The 19,494-nt window shown below is 70.5% G+C and carries 23 protein-coding genes; 16 read left to right on the forward strand and 7 right to left on the reverse strand.

Annotated features, from left to right (window positions below):
• Positions 1-8 precede the first annotated feature (8 nt).
• Complete coding sequence (locus QM782_RS11645) at positions 9-692, forward strand: c-type cytochrome (protein WP_415203073.1); 684 nt, start codon at positions 9-11, stop codon at positions 690-692.
• 74 nt (positions 693-766) lie between these two features.
• Here QM782_RS11645 and QM782_RS11650 read toward each other — a convergent pair whose 3' ends face one another.
• On the reverse strand, positions 767-1,201 hold the full coding sequence (locus QM782_RS11650; RefSeq protein WP_415203074.1) for a DUF1841 family protein: 435 nt from the start codon (positions 1,199-1,201) through the stop codon (positions 767-769).
• 133 nt (positions 1,202-1,334) lie between these two features.
• Between QM782_RS11650 and QM782_RS11655 the strand changes: the two genes are divergently transcribed.
• The gene (locus QM782_RS11655; protein WP_415203075.1) at positions 1,335-2,090 is read left to right on the forward strand and encodes a sulfite exporter TauE/SafE family protein; all 756 of its coding nucleotides are present in this window, start codon (positions 1,335-1,337) and stop codon (positions 2,088-2,090) included.
• Positions 2,091-2,196: 106 nt separating this feature from the next.
• The gene (locus tag QM782_RS11660) at positions 2,197-2,817 is read left to right on the forward strand and encodes an AAA family ATPase (RefSeq protein ID WP_415203076.1); all 621 of its coding nucleotides are present in this window, start codon (positions 2,197-2,199) and stop codon (positions 2,815-2,817) included.
• A 98-nt stretch (positions 2,818-2,915) separates the two neighbouring features.
• On the opposite strand, the gene QM782_RS11665 is transcribed toward QM782_RS11660, so the two are convergent.
• Complete coding sequence (locus tag QM782_RS11665; RefSeq protein WP_415203077.1) at positions 2,916-3,401, reverse strand: tRNA (cytidine(34)-2'-O)-methyltransferase; 486 nt, start codon at positions 3,399-3,401, stop codon at positions 2,916-2,918.
• Positions 3,402-3,420: 19 nt separating this feature from the next.
• Entirely contained in the window at positions 3,421-4,125 is a 705-nt protein-coding gene (locus tag QM782_RS11670; protein ID WP_415203078.1) for a phosphoribosyltransferase family protein, read from the reverse strand.
• Positions 4,126-4,167: 42 nt separating this feature from the next.
• Between QM782_RS11670 and QM782_RS11675 the strand changes: the two genes are divergently transcribed.
• The 7 genes from QM782_RS11675 to QM782_RS11705 all read left to right on the forward strand — a co-directional run bounded on the left by QM782_RS11675 (position 4,168) and on the right by QM782_RS11705 (position 10,230).
• Positions 4,168-5,073, forward strand: coding sequence for a biotin synthase (locus QM782_RS11675; RefSeq protein ID WP_415203079.1), 906 nt, complete (start codon positions 4,168-4,170; stop codon positions 5,071-5,073).
• 171 nt (positions 5,074-5,244) lie between these two features.
• Positions 5,245-5,721, forward strand: coding sequence for a DUF2244 domain-containing protein (locus QM782_RS11680; protein WP_415203080.1), 477 nt, complete (start codon positions 5,245-5,247; stop codon positions 5,719-5,721).
• Between the two features lie 41 nt (positions 5,722-5,762).
• Entirely contained in the window at positions 5,763-6,950 is a 1,188-nt protein-coding gene (gene coxB / locus QM782_RS11685) for a cytochrome c oxidase subunit II (protein ID WP_415203081.1), read from the forward strand.
• Positions 6,951-6,984: 34 nt separating this feature from the next.
• Positions 6,985-8,607, forward strand: a complete 1,623-nt coding sequence (ctaD, locus tag QM782_RS11690) for a cytochrome c oxidase subunit I (protein WP_415203082.1) — start codon at positions 6,985-6,987, stop codon at positions 8,605-8,607.
• Between the two features lie 16 nt (positions 8,608-8,623).
• The gene (locus tag QM782_RS11695) at positions 8,624-8,734 is read left to right on the forward strand and encodes a cytochrome oxidase small assembly protein (RefSeq protein WP_415203083.1); all 111 of its coding nucleotides are present in this window, start codon (positions 8,624-8,626) and stop codon (positions 8,732-8,734) included.
• Positions 8,735-8,741: 7 nt separating this feature from the next.
• Positions 8,742-9,347 carry a cytochrome c oxidase assembly protein gene (locus QM782_RS11700; protein ID WP_415203084.1) on the forward strand — a complete coding sequence of 202 codons (606 nt, stop codon included), beginning with the start codon at positions 8,742-8,744 and terminating at the stop codon, positions 9,345-9,347.
• A gap of 1 nt (position 9,348) precedes the next feature.
• On the forward strand, positions 9,349-10,230 hold the full coding sequence (locus QM782_RS11705) for a cytochrome c oxidase subunit 3 (RefSeq protein ID WP_415203085.1): 882 nt from the start codon (positions 9,349-9,351) through the stop codon (positions 10,228-10,230).
• A 49-nt stretch (positions 10,231-10,279) separates the two neighbouring features.
• Here QM782_RS11705 and QM782_RS11710 read toward each other — a convergent pair whose 3' ends face one another.
• Entirely contained in the window at positions 10,280-10,507 is a 228-nt protein-coding gene (locus QM782_RS11710; protein ID WP_415203086.1) for a twin transmembrane helix small protein, read from the reverse strand.
• On the opposite strand from QM782_RS11710, the gene QM782_RS11715 reads away from it, so the two are divergent.
• The 5 genes from QM782_RS11715 (at position 10,492) to QM782_RS11735 (ending at position 14,653) form a co-directional block, all read left to right on the forward strand.
• The gene (locus tag QM782_RS11715) at positions 10,492-11,256 is read left to right on the forward strand and encodes an SURF1 family protein (protein WP_415203087.1); all 765 of its coding nucleotides are present in this window, start codon (positions 10,492-10,494) and stop codon (positions 11,254-11,256) included. The genes QM782_RS11710 and QM782_RS11715 overlap by 16 nt on opposite strands.
• Positions 11,198-11,926, forward strand: a complete 729-nt coding sequence (locus QM782_RS11720) for a hypothetical protein (protein WP_415203088.1) — start codon at positions 11,198-11,200, stop codon at positions 11,924-11,926. Before QM782_RS11715 ends, QM782_RS11720 begins: the two co-directional genes overlap by 59 nt.
• Positions 11,923-13,092: a COX15/CtaA family protein gene (locus tag QM782_RS11725; RefSeq protein ID WP_415203089.1), complete on the forward strand. Its 1,170-nt coding sequence runs from the start codon at positions 11,923-11,925 to the stop codon at positions 13,090-13,092. Before QM782_RS11720 ends, QM782_RS11725 begins: the two co-directional genes overlap by 4 nt.
• Before the next feature lie 101 nt (positions 13,093-13,193).
• The gene (gene cyoE, locus QM782_RS11730) at positions 13,194-14,066 is read left to right on the forward strand and encodes a heme o synthase (protein WP_415205633.1); all 873 of its coding nucleotides are present in this window, start codon (positions 13,194-13,196) and stop codon (positions 14,064-14,066) included.
• On the forward strand, positions 14,063-14,653 hold the full coding sequence (locus QM782_RS11735) for an SCO family protein (RefSeq protein ID WP_415203090.1): 591 nt from the start codon (positions 14,063-14,065) through the stop codon (positions 14,651-14,653). Before cyoE ends, QM782_RS11735 begins: the two co-directional genes overlap by 4 nt.
• Positions 14,654-14,675: 22 nt before the next feature.
• On the opposite strand, the gene QM782_RS11740 is transcribed toward QM782_RS11735, so the two are convergent.
• The 3 genes from QM782_RS11740 to rpoH all read right to left on the reverse strand — a co-directional run bounded on the left by QM782_RS11740 (position 14,676) and on the right by rpoH (position 18,214).
• Positions 14,676-16,169, reverse strand: a complete 1,494-nt coding sequence (locus QM782_RS11740; protein WP_415203091.1) for a hypothetical protein — start codon at positions 16,167-16,169, stop codon at positions 14,676-14,678.
• 40 nt (positions 16,170-16,209) lie between these two features.
• On the reverse strand, positions 16,210-17,181 hold the full coding sequence (locus QM782_RS11745) for a Bug family tripartite tricarboxylate transporter substrate binding protein (RefSeq protein ID WP_415203092.1): 972 nt from the start codon (positions 17,179-17,181) through the stop codon (positions 16,210-16,212).
• A gap of 97 nt (positions 17,182-17,278) precedes the next feature.
• The gene (gene rpoH / locus QM782_RS11750) at positions 17,279-18,214 is read right to left on the reverse strand and encodes an RNA polymerase sigma factor RpoH (protein ID WP_415203093.1); all 936 of its coding nucleotides are present in this window, start codon (positions 18,212-18,214) and stop codon (positions 17,279-17,281) included.
• Between the two features lie 205 nt (positions 18,215-18,419).
• On the opposite strand from rpoH, the gene selD reads away from it, so the two are divergent.
• On the forward strand, positions 18,420-19,484 hold the full coding sequence (gene selD / locus QM782_RS11755) for a selenide, water dikinase SelD (protein WP_415203094.1): 1,065 nt from the start codon (positions 18,420-18,422) through the stop codon (positions 19,482-19,484).
• Positions 19,485-19,494: the final 10 nt, after the last annotated feature.

A 19,494-nucleotide genomic window follows, 5' to 3' on the forward strand; every position in this document is an offset into this window, starting at 1 on the left:
CGCGCAAAATGAATAAATTGACGACCACGGTGTTTGCGTTTGCTGTCTCCTCTGTGACGGCACTGGCCCTGTCCGGGGGGGCGATGGCGCAGGAGGTCAAGGGAGACATCAAGGCCGGCCAGGGCAAGATCGACATGTGCATCGGCTGCCATGGCATCCCGGGCTACCAGACCGCCTTTCCCGAGGTGTACAAGGTGCCCAAGATCTCGGGCCAGGGCGCGGCCTACATCGCGTCCGCGCTGAACGCCTACAAGACCGGCACGCGCCGCCATCCGTCGATGCGCGGTATCGCCGAGTCGCTGTCCGAGCAGGACATCGCCGATGTCGCCGCGTTCTACGCCGCGCACGGCGTGCACGACGGTGCGAGCCTGCCCGAGCAGCCGTCGAACAAGCCGAGCGCCCAGGTCGAGGCGCTGCTGCAAAAGGGCGCTTGCGTGTCCTGCCACGGCACCAATTTCGCCAAGCCGATCGATCCGAGCTATCCCAAGATCGCCGGCCAGTACGCCGACTACCTGTTCGTGGCGCTGAAGTCCTACAAGGCCGGTGCCGGCCATGGCCCGGTCGGCCGCGACAACGGCGTGATGGCGCCGCTCGTCAAGCAGTTCTCCAACGCCGAGCTGAAGGCCATCGCGGGGTATCTGCAGACGCTGGACGGCGGCCTGCAGACCTTGCCGGAGCGGCCCTTCCGCTAATAAGAAGCTTCCCCCAGCCCAGCCCAGCCCGGCCGAAGCCCGCCGCGTGCGGGCTTCGTCGTTTGCGGCAGGGTTCAGTCCGCGGTGGCGCGGCGCTGCACGCAGTCGATGTAGGCCTGGCCGTCCGGCGGCCGGCCGGCGCGCTGGCTTTCCCACATCATGCGGCCCAGGCATTCCATGACCTCGTGGTGCGCCTCGTGCAGCGAGCGGCGCCGGCGCTCCAGCAGTTCCACGGCCTGGCGGATGCCGCGCGGCTGGTCGATCGAGCACTGCTCGCTGATCGACAGGTGCATGGACAGGTGCAGGAACGGGTTCTGCCGGCCGTCCTGGCCGTCGTAGACGCGCGCGACGGCGGCGTCGGCGTCGGCCAGGTCGGCGTGGTAGTGCGGATGCTCGGCGATCCACTGGCTGGCCAGCAGCTCGATGGCCTCCATGGGCTGGCCGGCCAGGGCCTTGGCATGCGCGCCGCAGAAGAAGCGGCGCACGTCCGCCTGCGAGGGAGTGAACATGGCGGCGAGCCTAGCACGCGGGCCATGGCGTCCCCGGCGCCGCGGGAGGTGCCCCCGGCCGCGGGACACGGGGCCCAGCGGGCGGCCTACACTGCGCCGCCTTTCCCGTCCCCGACAACCGTACTCCCTCACCATGGACTGGTCCCTGATCACCGGCTGGGTGTTCTACGCCACGGCCATTCCCGCCGTGCTGCTGCTGGGCCTGTCCAAGAGCGGCTTCGGCGCCGGCCTGGGCTCGCTGGCGGTGCCGCTGATGGCGCTGGCGATCCCGGTGCCGCAGGCCGCGGCGCTGCTGATGCCGGTGCTGCTGCTGTGCGACGTGCTGAGCGTGGCCGCGTTCCGGCGCGACCTGGACCGCGGCCTGCTGCGGCTGCTGATCCCGTCCGGCCTGCTCGGCACGGTGATCGGCACGGCGCTGTTCCGCGTGCTGGACGGGCGCACCGTTTCGACGCTGGTCGGCGTGTTCACGCTGCTGTTCCTGGCGCAGCGCTGGCTGTTTCCGCCGCGCGCCGGCAGCCGGCCGCCGCCGCGCTGGGCCGGGCGGCTGCTGGCCGCGGTGGCGGGCTTCACCAGCTTCATTTCGCATACCGGCGGGCCGCCGATCAACGCCTACGTGATGCCGCTGCAACTGCCGCCCGTACGGTTCGCGGCCACGATGGCGGTGTTCTTCTTCTGCATCAACCTGTCCAAGTGGATCCCGTACCTCTGGCTGGGCCTGTTCGACGCGCGCAACGTCGCCACCTCGCTGGTGCTGCTGCCGTTCGCGCCGGTCGGCGTCTGGGCCGGCGTGCGCTTCGCGCGGCGGGTGTCGCCGGCGCTGTTCTACCGCCTGATCGACATCGGCATGCTGCTGACGGGCGTCAAGCTGCTGTGGGACGGTCTGCGCTGATGCCGGCGGGCCTGGCCAGGGCGTGGCCGGGCCGATGCCGCGCACGGGGCCGCTAACATACGGCCCGCGCCGCGGCACCGGGGCCGCGAACAGCGAGGAGGCGTGCATGCCGGTCGTGGTCGTTGCCAATCCCAAGGGCGGCGTCGGGAAGTCGACGCTGGCCACCAACATCGCGGGCTATTTCGCGTCGCAGGGGCACGCCGTGCTGCTGGGCGACGCGGACCGCCAGCAGTCTTCCCGGCTGTGGCTGGGCCTGCGGCCCGCGCAGGTGCGCGCGATCGGCACCTGGGAGATGACCGCGGACGAGATCGTGCGCCCGCCCAAGGGCGCCACGCACGTGGTCATCGACACGCCCGCCGGCCTGCACGGCCGGCGCCTCGGCGACGCCATGAAGCTGGCCGACAAGCTGGTCGTGCCGCTGCAGCCCAGCGTGTTCGACATCTTCGCCACGCGCGAATTCCTGGACAAGGTGATCGAGAAGCGCCGCGCCGGCAAGCTGGCCGTGGGCATCGTCGGCATGCGCATGGAGACGCGCACGCTGGCGGCCGAGCGGCTGCACGCCTACCTGGCCAGCCTCGACCTGCCGGTGGTCGGTGAACTGCGCAACACGCAGAACTACGTGCACCTGGCGGCGCGGGGGCTCACACTGTTCGACGTGGCGCCGCAGCGCGTGGAGAAGGACCTGGAGCAGTGGCAGTCGCTGTGCCGCTGGCTCGATGCCTCCTGAGTGCGGCGGCCGGAGAAGATGGGCGCGGGCCAGGGCGGTCGCGGCCGAGTGGCAAGGGGTGGCGGGCCGGCCTGCGGAGCCGGGGCCGTCGTTCTGCGCTAGGCCGGAGCAATTGCCGCGGCGCCGGCGAAGCCGCACTGGCGCCAGGCCTCGAACACCGTCACGGCCACCGCGTTCGACAGGTTCAGGCTGCGTTGGCCGGCGCGCATCGGCAGCTTCAGGCGCCGCTCGGGCGCGAAGCCGTCGCGCAGCGCCGGCGGCAGGCCACTGGTTTCCGAGCCGAACACCAGCCAGTCGCCGGGCAGGAAGGCCGCGTCGTGCACCGCCCGCGTGCCGCGCGTGGTCAGCGCGAACATGCGTTCGGGCGATGGCCGCTCGTGCGCCAGCAGCGCCGGCCAGTCGGCGTGGCGGCGCAGTTCGGCGTACTCGTGGTAGTCCAGCCCGGCACGGCGCATGTGCCGGTCGTCCATCGAGAAACCCAGCGGTTCCACCAGGTGCAGCGTGCAGCCGGTGTTGGCCGCCAGCCGGATGACGTTGCCGGTGTTCGGCGGGATTTCGGGCGCGACCAGGACGATGTGGAACATGGGGGGCATTGTCCGGCCGTCAGCCGGGCGGCGGCGTGCGCGCCAGCACCACGGCGCAGACCTCGGCCGCGCCGCCTGAGCGCAGCACGCCGGCGGCGGCATGCAGGGATGCGCCGCTGGTCATCACGTCGTCCACCAGCACGATGCGGCGCCCGCGCACCTGGCCGGCGCGTGGCGGGTCGAGCGCGAACGCTCCGCGCACGTTGCGCCGGCGGGCGGCGGCGTCCAGCGCCATCTGCGGCGCGGTCTCGCGTACGCGCAACAGCAGCCGCGCGTCGGTCTTGTTCGGCGCGAGCCGCCGCGCCAGTTCCAGGGCCTGGTTGTAGCCGCGCTGGCGCAGGCGCCCGGCCGACAGCGGCATCGGCAGCACGAGGTCGGCGCGCGCCAGTGCGTCCGCCACGCCGGGTGCTGCGCGCAGCAGGCCGGCCAGCGCCTCGGCCCAGCCCGGCATCTGCCGGAACTTGAATTCGCCGATGCACTGCGTCCAGGGGTAGGCATAGTCCACGGCGCAGTGGCAGGCATCCAGTGGCGGCGGCCGGTGCAGGCAGGCGCCGCAGCGCGTCGCGCCGCCGGCCAGCGGCAGGGCGCAGGTGTCGCAGCGCGGTTGCGGGCGGGCGAAGCGGGCGACGCAGGCCGCGCACAGTGGCGCGGCCTGCCAGCTGCGGCACACGGCGCACTGGCTGGGCAGCCGTGCGAGCGCGAGGGCGAGCCAGCGGCGCAGCATGGTGCCGCTCAATATACTCGCCACGCTTTTTCGCCCCCTCCCATGCCTTCGTCCGGACCCCCCACCATCGCTGCCGCCGCGGCGGCCCGCTGGGCGCTGCAGCCGGTCCAGGCCTCGCCGTGGCTGCACGAGGAGGTCGCCCGCCGCATGGCCGAACGGCTGCAATGGATCCGGCGCGAGCCGCAGGCCTGGGCGCACTGGCCGGTGCTGCGCGGCGGGCTCCAGGCCCACGGCGCCTTGCGCCGGCGCTACCCGCAGGCGCAGGCCTGGCTGGTGGAGCCTACGCCGGCGCTGACGCGCCAGGCGCTGGACGCGACCACCGAGGCCTGGTGGCGGCCGGCGCGCTGGGGCGTGGCGGCCCAGCATGGCGGCACGCCGCCGGACGGCGCGGTGCAGATGCTGTGGTCCAACATGCTGCTGCACCAGGTGGCCGACCCCGAGGCGCTGGTCGCCGCCTGGCACCGTGCGCTGGCGGTCGACGGCTTCCTGATGTTCTCGTGTCTGGGACCGGATTCGCTGCAGGAGCTGCGCCGCGTCTATGCCGGCCTGGGCTGGCCGCCGCCCGGCCATGCCTTCACCGACATGCACGACTGGGGCGACATGCTGGTGCACGCCGGCTTCGCCGAGCCCATCATGGACATGGAACGCATCCGGCTGAGCTATGCCACGCCCGACAAGCTGCTGGAGGACCTGCGCGCGCTGGGGCGCAACCTGCATCCTGGGCGCTTCGGCGCGCTGCGCGGCCGGCGCTGGCTGGCGCAGCTGAAGCAGGCGCTGGCGGCCGGCCTGGCCGATCCGGCCGAGGATGGCCGGCTGACGCTGACCTTCGAGATCGTCTACGGCCATGCCTTCAAGCCCGCGCCGCGTGTGCGCGTGGCGTCCGAGAGCGCGGTCTCGCTGGACGACATGCGCCAACTGCTTAGGCGCCGTCCGGACGCTGCAGAATGAGCCCGGGGAGAGGGGCGGCGCGCGGCGCGAACCGTGCGATATTCCCAGTCTAGAATCAAGGGTTTGTAACGCGCCCGGGGCCAGCCCCGGGCATTGCTCACGATGGGATCCAGCGGCGGCCCTGCAGGCGAAAGCGGGCGGGGCGCCGCAACATTGATGTTGACCTTGCCCGTGTCGAAACTGGTTTATCGCTTCGCCACCGTGTCAGGCCAGGGGATCCACTGGCTCCTGAAGCGCAACTGTTCCGTCACGCCGGCCCAGTTGCTCTGGCTGTACGCGTCGATCTGCGTGGTGTCGCTGGGCATCGGGGCCTTCTTCTGGCTGCAGGGGGCCAAGCTGGTGTTGCCGTTCGCCTGGATCGAGGTGCTGATGGTCGGGCTGGCCTTCCTCGTGTACTCGCGCCATGCGACCGACGGCGAGCGCATCTCGCTGCAGGGCGGCCGCCTGGTGGTGGAGCTCGAGAGCGCCGGGCGCCTGCAGCGTGCCGAGTTCCGCCGGGAATGGGTGCGCGTGGAGCCCAGGGCCGGCGACCGTTCGCTGATCGAGGTCTCGGGCCATGGGCGCAGCGTCGCGGTGGGGCGCTACGTGCGGCCCGATCTGCGGCCGGCGCTGGCGCGCGAGATCCGGATGGCCTTGCGCGGCGCCTGAGCAGGGCGGTTCCTACAGGTTGAAGACGAGAAGTAGAGACGATGAAAATGATCCGGAACAAGCTGACTTCCCTGCTGTCCACCGCGGCAGCCGCCTCGGGCGCCTGGCTCGCCTCCGCGGCCCATGCGGTGTCCGACCTGCCGGGCGGCCCGGCCGTGCGCCAGCTCAACCTCGCGCCGCCGGTCACCAAGATCGCCGAGGAGCAGCAGTGGCTGCACTGGATGATGCTGATCATCTGCACGGTGATCTTCATCGCCGTCTTCAGCGTGATGTTCTATTCCATCTGGAAGCACCGCAAGTCGGTGGGCCACAAGGCCGCGAACTTCCACGAGTCCGTCACGGTGGAAGTCATCTGGACCATCGTCCCCTTCATCATCGTGATCCTGATGGCGCTGCCGGCCACCAAGGTCGTGGTCGCGCTGAAGGACACCAGCAACGCCGACCTGACCATCAAGGTCACCGGCATGCAGTGGAAGTGGGGCTACGACTACCTGAAGGGCGAGGGCGAGGGCATCTCCTTCGTCTCCACGCTGGACAGCTCGCACCGCGCCCTGTCCAACGCCGGCGGCCCCAGCGCCGACAAGCCGGTGGACGACTACCTGCTGAAGGTCGACAACGCGCTGGTGGTGCCGGTCGACAAGAAGGTGCGCATCATCACGACGGCCAACGACGTGATCCATGCCTTCATGGTGCCGGCCTTCGGCATCAAGCAGGACGCGATCCCCGGCTTCGTGCGCGACACCTGGTTCCGCGCCGAGAAGACCGGCGACTACTACGGCCAGTGCGCCGAGCTGTGCGGCAAGGAGCACGCCTACATGCCGATCCACGTGAAGGTCGTTTCCGCGCAGGAGTACGCGGTCTGGGTCGACGGCGAGCGCAAGAAGGCCGCCGCCAAGCTGGACGACCCGAACAAGGTCTGGACGCTGGAGGACATCGTCAAGCGTGGCGAGCGCGTCTACGCCGCCAACTGCGCGGCCTGCCACCAGGCCAACGGCAAGGGCGCCGGCCCGATCAAGCCGCTGGACGGCTCGCCCATCGTGCTCGACACCGACCACACCAAGCAGCTGGCCATCGTGCTGCACGGCGCGGCCAACGGCGCGATGCCGTCGTGGAAGCAGCTCAGCGACACCGACCTGGCGGCCGTCGTCAGCTACACCAAGAACGCCTGGTCGAACAAGTCCGGGCAGCTGGTCCAGCCCTCCGAAGTCGTCGCGCAGCGCGCGAAGTGATCCGGCGCAGCCCCTGCAGCACAAGGAAACCGAGATGAGCGCAGTCCTCCATCCCCACGACCACGGCCACGCCCACGACGACCATCACCATGCGCCCACGGGCTGGCGCCGCTGGCTGTTCGCCACCAACCACAAGGACATCGGCACGCTGTACCTGCTGTTCTCGTTCACCATGCTGATGGTGGGCGGCGTGCTGGCGCTGCTGATCCGCGCCGAGCTGTTCCAGCCCGGCCTGCAGCTCGTGAACCCCGAACTGTTCAACCAGCTCACCACCATGCACGGGCTGATCATGGTGTTCGGCGCGATCATGCCGGGCTTCGTCGGCTTCGCGAACTGGATGATCCCGCTGCAGATCGGCGCCTCGGACATGGCGTTCGCGCGCATGAACAACTTCAGCTTCTGGCTGATGGTCCCGGCGGCCATCATGCTGGTCTCGTCCTTCTTCATGCCCGGCGGCGCGCCGGCCGCGGGCTGGACGCTGTACGCGCCGCTGACGCTGCAGATGGGCCCGTCCATGGACGCCGGCATCTTCGCGATGCACATCCTGGGCGCCTCGTCCATCATGGGCTCGATCAACATCATCGTGACCATCCTGAACATGCGCGCGCCCGGCATGACGCTGATGAAGATGCCGATGTTCTGCTGGACCTGGCTGATCACCGCCTACCTGCTGATCGCCGTGATGCCGGTGCTGGCCGGCGCCATCACGATGACGCTGACCGACCGCCACTTCGGCACCAGCTTCTTCAACCCCGCCGGCGGCGGCGACCCGGTGATGTACCAGCACATCTTCTGGTTCTTCGGCCACCCCGAGGTCTACATCATGATCCTGCCGGCCTTCGGCATCATCAGCCAGATCGTGCCGGCGTTCGCGCGCAAGAAGCTGTTCGGCTACGCGTCCATGGTCTACGCCACCTCGTCGATCGCGATCCTGTCGTTCATCGTCTGGGCGCACCACATGTTCACGACCGGCATGCCGGTCACCGGCCAGCTGTTCTTCATGTACGCGACCATGCTGATCGCGGTGCCCACGGCCGTGAAGATCTTCAACTGGATCGCCACCATGTGGCAGGGCTCGATGACCTTCGAGACGCCGATGCTGTTCGCGGTCGGCTTCATCTTCGTGTTCACGATGGGCGGCTTCACCGGCCTGATCCTGGCCATGGCGCCGATCGACATCCAGCTGCAGGACACCTACTACGTCGTGGCCCACTTCCACTACGTGCTGGTGGCCGGCTCGCTGTACGCGATGTTCGCCGGCGTCTACTACTGGCTGCCCAAGTGGACCGGCGTGATGTACAGCGAAACGCGCGGCAAGATCCACTTCTGGTGGTCGCTGATCGCGTTCAACGTGACCTTCTTCCCGATGCACTTCCTGGGCCTGGCCGGCATGCCGCGCCGCTATGCCGACTACCCGATGCAGTTCGCCGACTTCAACGCGATCGCGACGGTGGGCGCCTTCTTCTTCGGCATCGCGCAGGTCTATTTCTTCCTGGCCGTCGTGCTGCCCTGCATGCGCGGCAAGGGCGAGAAGGCGCCGCAGAAGCCCTGGGAAGCGGCCGAGGGCCTGGAATGGGAAGTGCCGTCGCCGGCGCCGTTCCATACCTTCGAGAACCCGCCCAAGCTGGACGCCACCGCCACGCGCGTGGTCGGCTGAGCCGCGAGAGCCGGACATGACGCCCGAGAAGAAGAGGCAGAACCTGCGCATGGCGCTGATCCTGGCGTCCGTCGCGCTGGTGTTCTTCCTCGGCTTCATGGCCAAGATGGTCTTCCTCGGCCGGTAGGGATGGCATGAGCCTTCGGCGCGCGAATCTGCGGATGGTCGGCAAGCTGGTGGTGGTGACCGCCGGCATGTTCGCCTTCGGCTACGCGCTGGTGCCGCTGTACAACGCCATCTGCGAGATGACGGGCATCAACGTCCTGTCGCTGTCCGAGCGCCAGGTGCCGGGCGTCGCCTCCCAGGCCACGCCCGGGAACACCCAGGTCGACCTCTCGCGCACGATCACCGTGGAGTTCGACGCCAATACGCGCGGCCCCTGGGAGTTCAAGCCGGCCGTGCGCTCCCTGCAGGTGCATCCGGGCGAACTGGCGACCGTGATGTACGAGTTCCAGAACGTGCAGGACCGGCGCATGGCGGCCCAGGCCATCCCGAGCTACACGCCGCGCCAGGCCGCGGCCCACTTCAACAAGCTGGAGTGCTTCTGCTTCACGCAGTACACGCTGGACCCGGGGGAGAAGAAGCAATGGCCGGTGGCCTTCATCATCGACCCCAAGCTGTCGCGGGACGTGACCACGATCACCTTGTCGTACACCTTCTTCGAGGTGGGCGGCAAGACGCCGCCGGCGCCGGACAGCGCCGCCGCTGCCGCGCACGACAACAAAGAATTCAGGAGCTGACATGAGCGCAACCACCCACGGATCCACGCCGTACTACTTCGTGCCGGGGCCTTCGCGGCATCCGATCATGGCCGCCATCGGCCTGTTCTTCGTGATCCTCGGGGCCGGCCAGTGGATCAACGGGCACGACTGGGGCAAGTGGTCGCTGGCCTTCGGCCTGCTGTTCTGGTGGGTGGTGCTGTACCAGTGGTTCCGCGACGCGGTGCACGAGAGCGAGACCGGCATGTACGGGCGCAAGATCGACCTGTCCTACCGCTGGAGCATGAGCTGGTTCATCTTCTCGGAGGTGATGTTCTTCGGCGCCTTCTTCACCGCCCTGTGGTGGATGCGCTCGCACTCGGTGCCGGCCCTCGGCAGCCTGGACAACGCGCTGCTGTGGCCCGACTTCAAGGCCGTGTGGCCCAGCATGGCCGCCGGCGCGACCGGTTCGCCGGCCAACATCGTCGAGCCGTTCCAGGCCATGACGCCGTTCTGGCTGCCGACCATCAACACGGCGCTGCTGCTGAGCTCCGGCGTCACGCTGACGATCGCCCACCATGCGCTGCAGCACGGCGACCGCGGCAAGACCATCTTCTGGATGTGGTGCACCGTGCTCCTCGGCATCGTGTTCCTGTGCGTGCAGGGCTACGAGTACATGCACGCCTACCGCGACCTGAACCTCAAGCTCACGTCCGGCCCCTACGGCTCCACCTTCTTCATGCTGACCGGCTTCCACGGCTTCCACGTGCTGGTCGGCATGCTGATGCTGCTGTTCATCACGCTGCGGCTGATGAGCGGCCACTTCACCAAGGAACGCCACTTCGGCTTCGAGGGCGCGGCCTGGTACTGGCACTTCGTGGACGTGGTCTGGCTCGGCCTGTACGTGCTCGTCTATTGGATGTGAGGCCCTCGGGGGCTCGCCAGAAGGCCGCGCAGCGGCCTTTTGTTTTTTGCTACTTTCCAGCCGGGATGCCCGTGGGATGCAGGTATCCCAGCTTCCAGCCGACCAGGATGCACAGGAACAGCAGGATCGACAGTCCCACCCGGACGGCCAGTGCGCGCGGCATGTGGTTGGGGCGCGGCGCGCCGTCGGCGTCGGTGCCGCCGCGCAGCATGAAGTACAGGGCCGCGCCCAGGCTGCCGATGATGGCGATGAAGGCCACCAGTGCGAAATAGTGCATCGCTGGATTATCCAGCGCGGCGCTTCGGCCTGCGCTTCTGGCTGCTCACGCTGGCCACGCTGCTGGGCGTCGCGCTGACGCTGTCGCTGGGCCGCTGGCAGCTCGCGCGCGCGGCCGAGAAGGAGGCCCTGCAGGCCGCGATCGACGCACAGGGGCAACTGCCGGCGCTGGACGGCGCGGTCCTGCCGGCCAGCGGCGACGGCCAGGCCCTGCTGCACCGCGCCGTGCGCCTGCGCGGCCTGTGGCTGCCCGAGCGCACGGTGTTCCTGGACAACCGCCAGATGCGCGGCCAGCCGGGCTTCTACGTGCTGACGCCGCTGGCGCTGGAGAACAGCCCGGTCGTGGTGCTGGTGCAGCGCGGCTGGGTGCCGCGCAACTTCGAGGACCGCACCGCGCTGGCGCCAGTGCCGACGCCGGCCGGCATCGTCGAGATCCAGGGCCGCATCGTCCCGCCGCCGTCCAGGCTTTACGAGTTCGCAGGCGAGGACCGGGGCACGATCCGGCAGAATCTCGACCTGCCCGCGTTTGCCCTGGAGACCGGCCTGCCGCTGTGGCCACAGTCGGTCCAGCAGACCGGCGACGACGGCACGGCGCTGCTGCGCGAATGGCCGGTGCCCAGGACCGGCGTCGAGAAGCACTACGGCTATGCCTTCCAGTGGTTCGCGCTCGCCGCCTTGCTGACGGGTCTTTATGTCTGGTTCCAATTTGTCCGCCGTCCCTCCGTTCGGCGCATCGCGCGCCGTGGCTGAGGCCGATCAACCGCTCGGGCTGACCGTGCACTCGCTGCCCTCGCCGGCCGAGGCGGCGGATGCCGTGGCGCGCCGTACGCGCAGCGGCCGGCTGAAGATGCTGCTGGTCGTGCTGATCTGCGCGGCGCCCGTCGTCGCCTCGTACTTCACCTACTACGTGATCCGGCCCGAGAGCCGTCGCGTGTTCGGCGAGCTGGTCGAGCCGCAGCGCCCGCTGCCCGACCTGGTGGCGCACGACCTCGACGGGCGCGACGTCCGCCTGCCCAGCCTCAAGGGCCAGTGGCTGCTCGTCAGCGTGGCCGGCGGCGCCTGCGGCGCGACCTGCGAGCGCCACCTGTACCTGCAGCGCCAGCTGCGCGAGAGCCTGGGCAAGGACAAGGACCGCATGGACTGGGTCTGGCTGGTGGACGACGACGCGCCCGTGCGCGCGGCGCTGCGCCCGGCGCTGCAGTCGGCCACCGTGCTGCGCGTCGACCCGGCCGGGCTGGCGCAGTGGCTGGCGCCCGCGCCGGGCCACACGCTCGCGCAGCACCTGTACATCGTCGATCCCATGGGCCACTGGATGATGCGCCTGCCGCCGGCGCTCGACGCCGCCGGCGCGGCCAAGGCCAAGCGCGACATCGAGCGCCTGTTGCGCGCCTCCGCCTCCTGGGACAACCCGGGCCGATGACGATGGCCGTCGCCGCCTACGACTGGACCCCCGTCGCCCGCATGATGCTCATGGGCGTCGTGATCGCGCTCGGTCCGCTGGCCTGGGTGCTGCTGCGCCACCGTGGCGCCGCGCCGGCCCAGCGCCGCCGCGCGCTGACGCTGCTGACGCTGTTCCTGACCTTCGACCTGGTGCTGTTCGGCGCCTTCACGCGGCTGACCGATTCCGGCCTGGGCTGCCCGGACTGGCCGGGCTGCTACGGCAATGCCAGCCCGATCGGCGCGCACGCCGAGATCACCGCGGCCCAGGCGACGATGCCGAGCGGCCCGGTTACGCACGCCAAGGCCTGGATCGAGATGGTCCACCGCTACCTGGCGACGGCCGTGGGCGTGCTGATCCTGACGCTGACCGCGGTCGCCTGGTCCGACTGGCGCCGGCGGCCGCGGGCGCCGCTGGCCATCCATCCCGCCTGGCCGAGCGTCACGCTGGTGTGGGTCTGCCTGCAGGGCGCGTTCGGCGCCTGGACCGTGACCTGGAAGCTGTTCCCGGCCATCGTCACGCTGCACCTGCTCGGCGGGTTGGTGCTGCTGGCGCTGCTGTGCGCACAGGTGGTCCGCGATGCGCGCGCCACCGGCGCGCTGCGGCCGGCCGTGCTGGCGCCCGGCCTGCGCGGCCTGGCGTGGGCCACGGCCGCGCTGGTCTGGCTGCAGGTCGCGCTGGGCGGCTGGGTCAGCACCAACTATGCCGTGCTGGCCTGCGAGGAATTCCCGACCTGCCAGGGCGGCTGGTGGCCGGCCATGGATTTCGCGCAGGGCTTCCAGTTCTGGCGGCCGCTCGGCCAGCTGGCCGACGGCAGCACGCTGCAGTTCGCGGCGCTGACGGCCATCCACTACACGCACCGGCTGGCGGCCTATGCCGTGCTGGCGGCGCTGGCGCTGCTGGCCTGGCGGCTGTGGCAGGTGCCGGGCGTGCGGCGCCCGGCGCGCTGGCTGGCGGCGCTGGCGGCCTGGCAGTTCGGCACCGGCCTGTCCAACGTCGTGCTGGACTGGCCGCTGGTCGCGGCGGTCTCGCACACTGGTGGCGCGGCGGCGCTGGTCGTGGCGCTGACCTGGCTGCTGTGCGCCACGCGCACCGCCCCGGCCGCAGCGGGCCAGGGCGCGCTGCGCCCGGCGGAGGCCGGACGATGAGCCTCGCCCGGCCGCCCCAGGAGGCTCGCACCGCGGCCCGTACGGGCGAAGGTCGTCCAGGCACCGCCGAGCCCCGCGCCGCGGCGCCGGCCGTGCCGTCCATGTCCCGCGTGCGCCAGTTCTACGTGCTGACCAAGCCGCGGGTCGTGCAGCTGATCGTGTTCTGTGCGCTGATCGGCATGGTGCTGGCCGTGCCCGGCCTGCCGTCCTGGGCGCAGCTGCTGCGCATGGTGCTGGCCTGCGCCGGCATCTGGCTCGTGGCCGCCGCGGCCGCGGCCTTCAACTGCCTGGTCGAGAAGGGCATCGACGCGCGCATGAAGCGCACGGCCTGGCGGCCCACCGCCAAGAACGAGCTGCGCGACGGCCAGACGCTGCTGTTCTCGGCGCTGCTGTGCGCCGCCGGCGCGGCGCTGCTGTACGCCAGCGTCAACGCGCTGACCATGTGGCTCACGCTGGCCACCTTCGTCGGCTACGCGGTCGTCTACACCGTGATCCTGAAGCCGCTGACGCCGCAGAACATCGTGATCGGCGGCGCCTCCGGCGCGATGCCGCCGGTGCTGGGCTGGACCTCCATGACCGGCGAGGTCGGGCCCGAGGCGCTGATCCTGTTCCTGATCATCTTCCTGTGGACGCCGCCGCACTTCTGGGCGTTGGCGCTGTACCGCGTGGAGGACTACCGCAAGTCCGGCCTGCCGATGCTGCCCGTCACGCACGGCAACGAGTTCACGCGGCTGCAGGTCCTGCTGTACACGCTGGTCCTGTTCGCGGCCTGCCTGCTGCCCTTCGTCTACGGCATGAGCTCCTGGCTGTACCTGGCGGCCGCGGTGGTGCTGGGCCTGGGCTTCTGCGCCTACGGCTTCGCCCTGTGGCGCGACTATTCCGACGCGTTGGCGCGCCGCACCTTCCGCTTCTCGCTGATCCACCTGAGCGCGCTGTTCGCGGCGCTGCTGCTGGACCACTACCTGCTGCCATGACCTCACGACGCACCCTGCTGGCCGCGGCCGCCGGCGCATGGCTCGCCGCCTGCTCCGACGGCCAGCCGAAGTTCTCGGCCGTCGACATCACCGGTGCCGACTATGCGCGCGACTTCCGGCTGCCCGACCAGGCCGGGCGCGAACGCACGCTGCAGGACTTCCGCGGCAAGGTCGTCGTGGTGTTCTTCGGCTACACCCAGTGCCCCGACGTCTGCCCGACCTCCATGGCCGAACTGGCCCAGGCCAAGGAACTGCTCGGCGCGGACGGCGCCCGGCTGCAGGGCCTGTTCGTCACGGTGGACCCCGAGCGCGACACGCCCGAGGTGCTGAAGGCCTACATGGAGAACTTCGACCCGGACTTCGTCGCGCTGCGTCCCGCGCCGGAGCAATTGGCCGCCATGGCCAAGGACTTCAAGCTCTACTACAAGAAGGTCGACGGCAAGACGCCCGGCAGCTACACCATGGACCATTCCGCAGGCAGCTACGTCTACGACCCCCAGGGCCGGCTGCGCCTGTACGTGCGCTACGGCTCCGGCGCCGAAACGCTGGCGGCCGACGTGCGCACCTTGCTGAAGACCGCCGGCTGAGGCGTGCGCCGCACGCCGCCGTTCACCGGCGGCTGCTGCAGGGCAGGCCTTCCATCCCCAGGGCGCCCGGCGGGGTGGCAGCGCCGCGGGGGCGCCCACAGAAGTCGTTGCCGACGGCGCGCGCCGGCGCGATGGTCGGAGGCGTCGCCGTCCAGCCGAGATCCAGGGCGTCCAGCGCCGCCACGTACCGCTGCAGGGGCCGGTCTTCGTTGTGCGATGCCTCGACCCAGCCGCCGCCGCGCGTCCGGATGCGGCCTTCCAGCCAGTTGCCGTAGATCACCGCGGAGGCCGGGCTGCTGCGCACGTCGATCCAGCCCGTGTTGACCAGGGTGTTGTGCGCGATGACGCTCTGCTCCGAGCGGTTGACGTCGATGCCCGCGTCGTTGCAGTGGGCGACCACGTTGTTGGCGACCAGGCCCTGGTGGTGCTCCGCTGCGCAATGCCCGTTCCTGCAGAAGCTCTCGCCGCTGGTGCCGCCGCCGAGCGAGATGCCGACGCGCGCCCCCGAGCCGGGCCTGTCGCCGCGCGCGGAGATGTCCTGCGTGCTGCAGATCACCAGGTTGCGTTCGATGCGGCCCTCGCTGCCACCGCCCTTCATGAAGAGGCCGTAGGAGATGCCGTTGCCGCTGGACTTCACGAAATTGGCCACGACGTTGTCGGCCACGACCCAGCGCGAGGCCGCGACCAGGTCGAACGGCGTGACCGGATGCAGTGTCCGGCGCGGGCGGCTGTTGTCCAGCGTGTTGAATTGCAGGAGGCCGTCATCGGGATAGGCGCCCCCAAGCTCGTTGACCTTGACGTGGGCGTTGAAATCCACGAGGTGGTTGTTGCGCAGGACCGTGCCGCTGGCCTTGCCGACCACGTGGAACGCGTGCTCGCAATCGTCGTCCGCCTTGCAGGTGCCCCGGATCGTGAGGTTCTCGAACACCCAGTAGGGCTGGCTGACGACGATGCCTTCGACGGTCGCCGCCAGGATCTCGACGCTGCGCGGGGCGGCCGCGCGCACGGTGATCGGATTGTCGGCATGGCCTGCCACGGGCGTGGACAGCTTGCGCGTCATCGTGTAGCGGCCCGGCAGGAGTTCGATGACCTCGCCGGGGCGGGCGTTCTGCATGGCCCGCTGCAGCTCTTCCAGCGAGGCGACCTGGACCGTCGCGGCCGGTGCCGGCACGCCCAGCAGCGGGGTTTCGAGCGGCTTCCCCTCCCGATAGCGCACCGGCGGAAGGCCGGAGGCTTGCACGCCTTTGCCGAGCGTCGACAGCTCCGCCGGGACCGGGCGCTCGACCTGCGACCGGAGCAGGCCGATCACCGGCAGCGCCAGGGCTTCGAGCTTGGTGTGGCCGTACAGGCGAAATTCGAGGTAGCGCAGCAACTCCCCGGGCATGCGGTCCAGCTGGCGATAGGCGAACCACGCGCCGCCCAGGCCAAGTGCCAGCGCGGCCGCCGCCGCGCTCCATCCCAGCGTGCGGAACCGCCGCTTGCGGGCGGCGGGGCGGGTGGCTTCGGTGCGCGGCATGCGGTGCTCCTGGCGTGACGGCGGAACGGATCGGGCCCCGTCACTCCGCCTTGATGCCCTGCGACACGATCACGCCGCCCAGCAGCGCCGTGTCTGCCCGCATGCGGTTCGCCAGCCCTTCCGGCGAGGAGCCGACCACCTGCCAGCCCTGCTGGAACAGCCGCTCGCGCATGTCGGGCGTGCGCACGATGTCGCCGATCAGCGCGGACAGCCGCGCGACGATCGCCGCCGGCATCGAGGCCGGCGCGGCCACGGCGTTCCAGATCTCCAGCTGGAAGCCGCGCACGCCGGCATCGGCCAGGCTGGCCAGTTCCGGCACCAGCGGGCTGCGGCCGGCCGAGGTGATGCCGATGGCCTTGAGCTTGCCGGCGCGCACCTGCGCCATCGCCAGCGCCGGCGGCAGCAGCGCCATCTGGATCTGGCCGGCGATCATCGCGGTGATCGCCTGCGGGTTGCCGGGATAGGGCACGTGCACCGGCGCGATGCCGCTCCTGGCCTTCAGCAGCTCCATGCCGATGTGGCCGACCGTGCCCACGCCGGGCGTGCCGTAGTTCCAGCGGTCGCCGGCGGCGCGCGCGGCGGCGAAGAATTCCTGGGGCGTGCTGCCCGGCGTGTCGATCCCGGCCGCCAGCACCAGGGGCGCCGTGCCCAGCAGGCTCACCGGCGCCAGGTCGCGCGCCGGGTCGTAGGGCGTCTTGGCGTTCAGCAGCTTGGCGATCGTCAGGTTGCCGTTGATCATCAGGCCGATGGTGTGCTCGTCGGTGGCACGCGCCACCTGGTCGGCCGCGATGTTGCCGCCGGCGCCCACGCGCGACTCCACGATGACCGGCTGCCCCAGCGCGCGCGACAGCGGCTCGGCCAGCGCCCGCGCGGTCAGGTCCGGCGAGGAACCGCCCGGAAAGCCGACGAGGATCCGCAAGGGCTTGTTCGGCCAGTGGCCGCTCTGGGCCAGCGCCCAGGGTGCGAGGCCGGCCAGCGGGGCGCCCAGCAGGGCTCGGCGGGACAGGGTCATTCGGGTCTCCTTGTGGTGATGGTGGGTGATGATCGGCTAAAAAAAACGCCAGCGCACCGGCGCTGGCGTCTTGCGGACGGAAGGTGCCGCGGGCACGTCAAGCGTAATACGCCAGCGCCTTCTTCATCTTCTTCATGGCCGCGGCCTCGATCTGGCGGATGCGCTCGGCGCTCACGCCATAGTCGGCGGCCAGCTCGTGCAGCGTCATGCCGCCCGAGCCGTCGTCGTTGACCTTGAGCCAGCGCTCCTCGACGATGCGCCGGCTGCGCGGGTCCAGCCCGGCCAGCGCGGTGCTGATGCCGTCGCTGGCCAGCCGGTCGCGCTGGCGCGCCTCGATCTGCGCGGTTGGCTCCTGCCGGCCGTCGGCCAGGTAGGCGATCGGGCCGTAGGCTTCCTCGCCGCCGTCGGCCGGGCCCGGGTCCAGTACCACGTCGCCGCCGGCCAGGCGCGCTTCCATCTCGATCACGTCCTCGCGCTTGACGCTCAACTGCTCGGCCATGGCCGCGATCTCGCCGTCCGACAGCGTGTCGCGGTGCGTGGCGCCGTCGGCGGCCTCGGCCTTGAAACCCTGCTTCATCGAGCGCAGATTGAAGAACAGCTTGCGCTGGGCCTTGGTGGTCGCCACCTTGACCATGCGCCAGTTCTTCAGGATGTACTCGTGCATTTCGGCCTTGATCCAGTGCAGCGCATAGCTGACCAGACGCACGCCCTGGTCGGGGTCGAAGCGCTTGACGGCCTTCATCAGGCCCACGTTGCCTTCCTGGATCAGGTCGCCGTGCGGCAGGCCGTAGCCCAGGTACTGCCGGGCCACGGACACCACCAGGCGCAGGTGCGACAGCACCAGCTTGCCGGCGGCTTCCAGGTCGTTGTCGTTCTTCAGCTGGCGCGCGTACTGCTGCTCCTCTTCCACGGAGAGCATGGGCAGCCGGTTGACCGCCGAGATGTAGGCGTCCAGGTTGCCCAGCGGGGGAACCAGGGACCACGGGTTGGCGGCGGTGAGCGCGGTGGACACGGTTCCAGTTTGATGACTCATACCAGATTCCTTTCCTTGGTGGACCATGTTAGCACTCTCATATGAAGAGTGCTAAAGACGGTGCGAAAGCAGGTTCTGCACTCGGGTTAACCCTGTTGGCAGATCTGGCGTGTTGGACTTGTCCGGCGGAAAAGGGTTCCCCATGGGCGCTGCCGGCGGCCTGGGCCAGAATGCACGCCGTCCCCAGCCCCTCCTGCCTGCGACCATGTCCACTCCCGCACCGACCGCCGCCGAGCCCCGCCTGACCTCCCTGTCCCACGGCGGCGGCTGCGGCTGCAAGATCGCGCCCGGCGTGCTGTCCGAGATCCTGCGGCACCAGGGCGGCGGACTGCCGGTGCCGCCGGAGCTGCTGGTCGGCATCGAGACCTCGGACGACGCGGCCGTCTACCGGCTCAACGACCAGCAGGCGCTGGTCGCGACGACCGACTTCTTCATGCCCATCGTGGACGACCCGTTCGACTTCGGCCGCATCGCCGCGACGAACGCGATCTCCGACGTCTACGCCATGGGCGGCCGGCCGATCCTGGCGCTGGCGCTGGTCGGCATGCCGGTCAACGTGCTGTCCACCGCGACCATCGCCCGCATCCTGGCCGGCGGGCAATCGGTCTGCCAGGCGGCCGGCATCCCGGTCGCCGGCGGGCACACCATCGATTCGGTCGAGCCGATCTACGGCCTGGTGGCGCTGGGCCTGGTGCACCCGGACAAGCTGCGCCGCAACACCGGCGCGCGGCCCGGCGACCGGCTGGTGCTGGGCAAGCCGCTGGGCGTGGGCGTGCTGTCGGCCGCGTTCAAGAAGGAACGGCTCGATGCCGCCGGCTACGCCCGCATGCTGGAGACCACGACGCGGCTGAACACCCCCGGCCCGGCGCTGGCCGAACTGCCCGGCGTGCACGCGCTGACCGACGTCACCGGCTTCGGCCTGGCCGGCCACGGCCTGGAACTGGCGCGCGGCGCCGGCTGCCGCGTGGTGCTGGACTGGGCGCGCGTGCCGGTGCTGGACGGCGTGCGCGCGCTGGTCGCCGCCGGCTGCGTGACCGGCGCCTCCGGCCGCAACTGGGCCGGCTACGGCGCCGAGGTCGCGCACGCCCTGCCGGCCGCCGAGCAGGCGCTGCTGACCGACCCGCAGACCAGCGGCGGCCTGCTGGTGGCCTGCGCGCCCGACAGCGTCGGGGACGTGCTGGCGCTGTTCCGGGCGCAGGGCTTCGCGGCCGCGGCCGAGATCGGCGAGGTGCAGCCCTGGACCGAAGGGCCGCGGCTGGTCGTGCGCTAGGGGCCGGGCG

It is taken from the genome of Pseudorhodoferax sp. (assembly GCF_047601025.1).
Classification (GTDB): Bacteria; Pseudomonadota; Gammaproteobacteria; order Burkholderiales; family Burkholderiaceae_C; genus Pseudorhodoferax.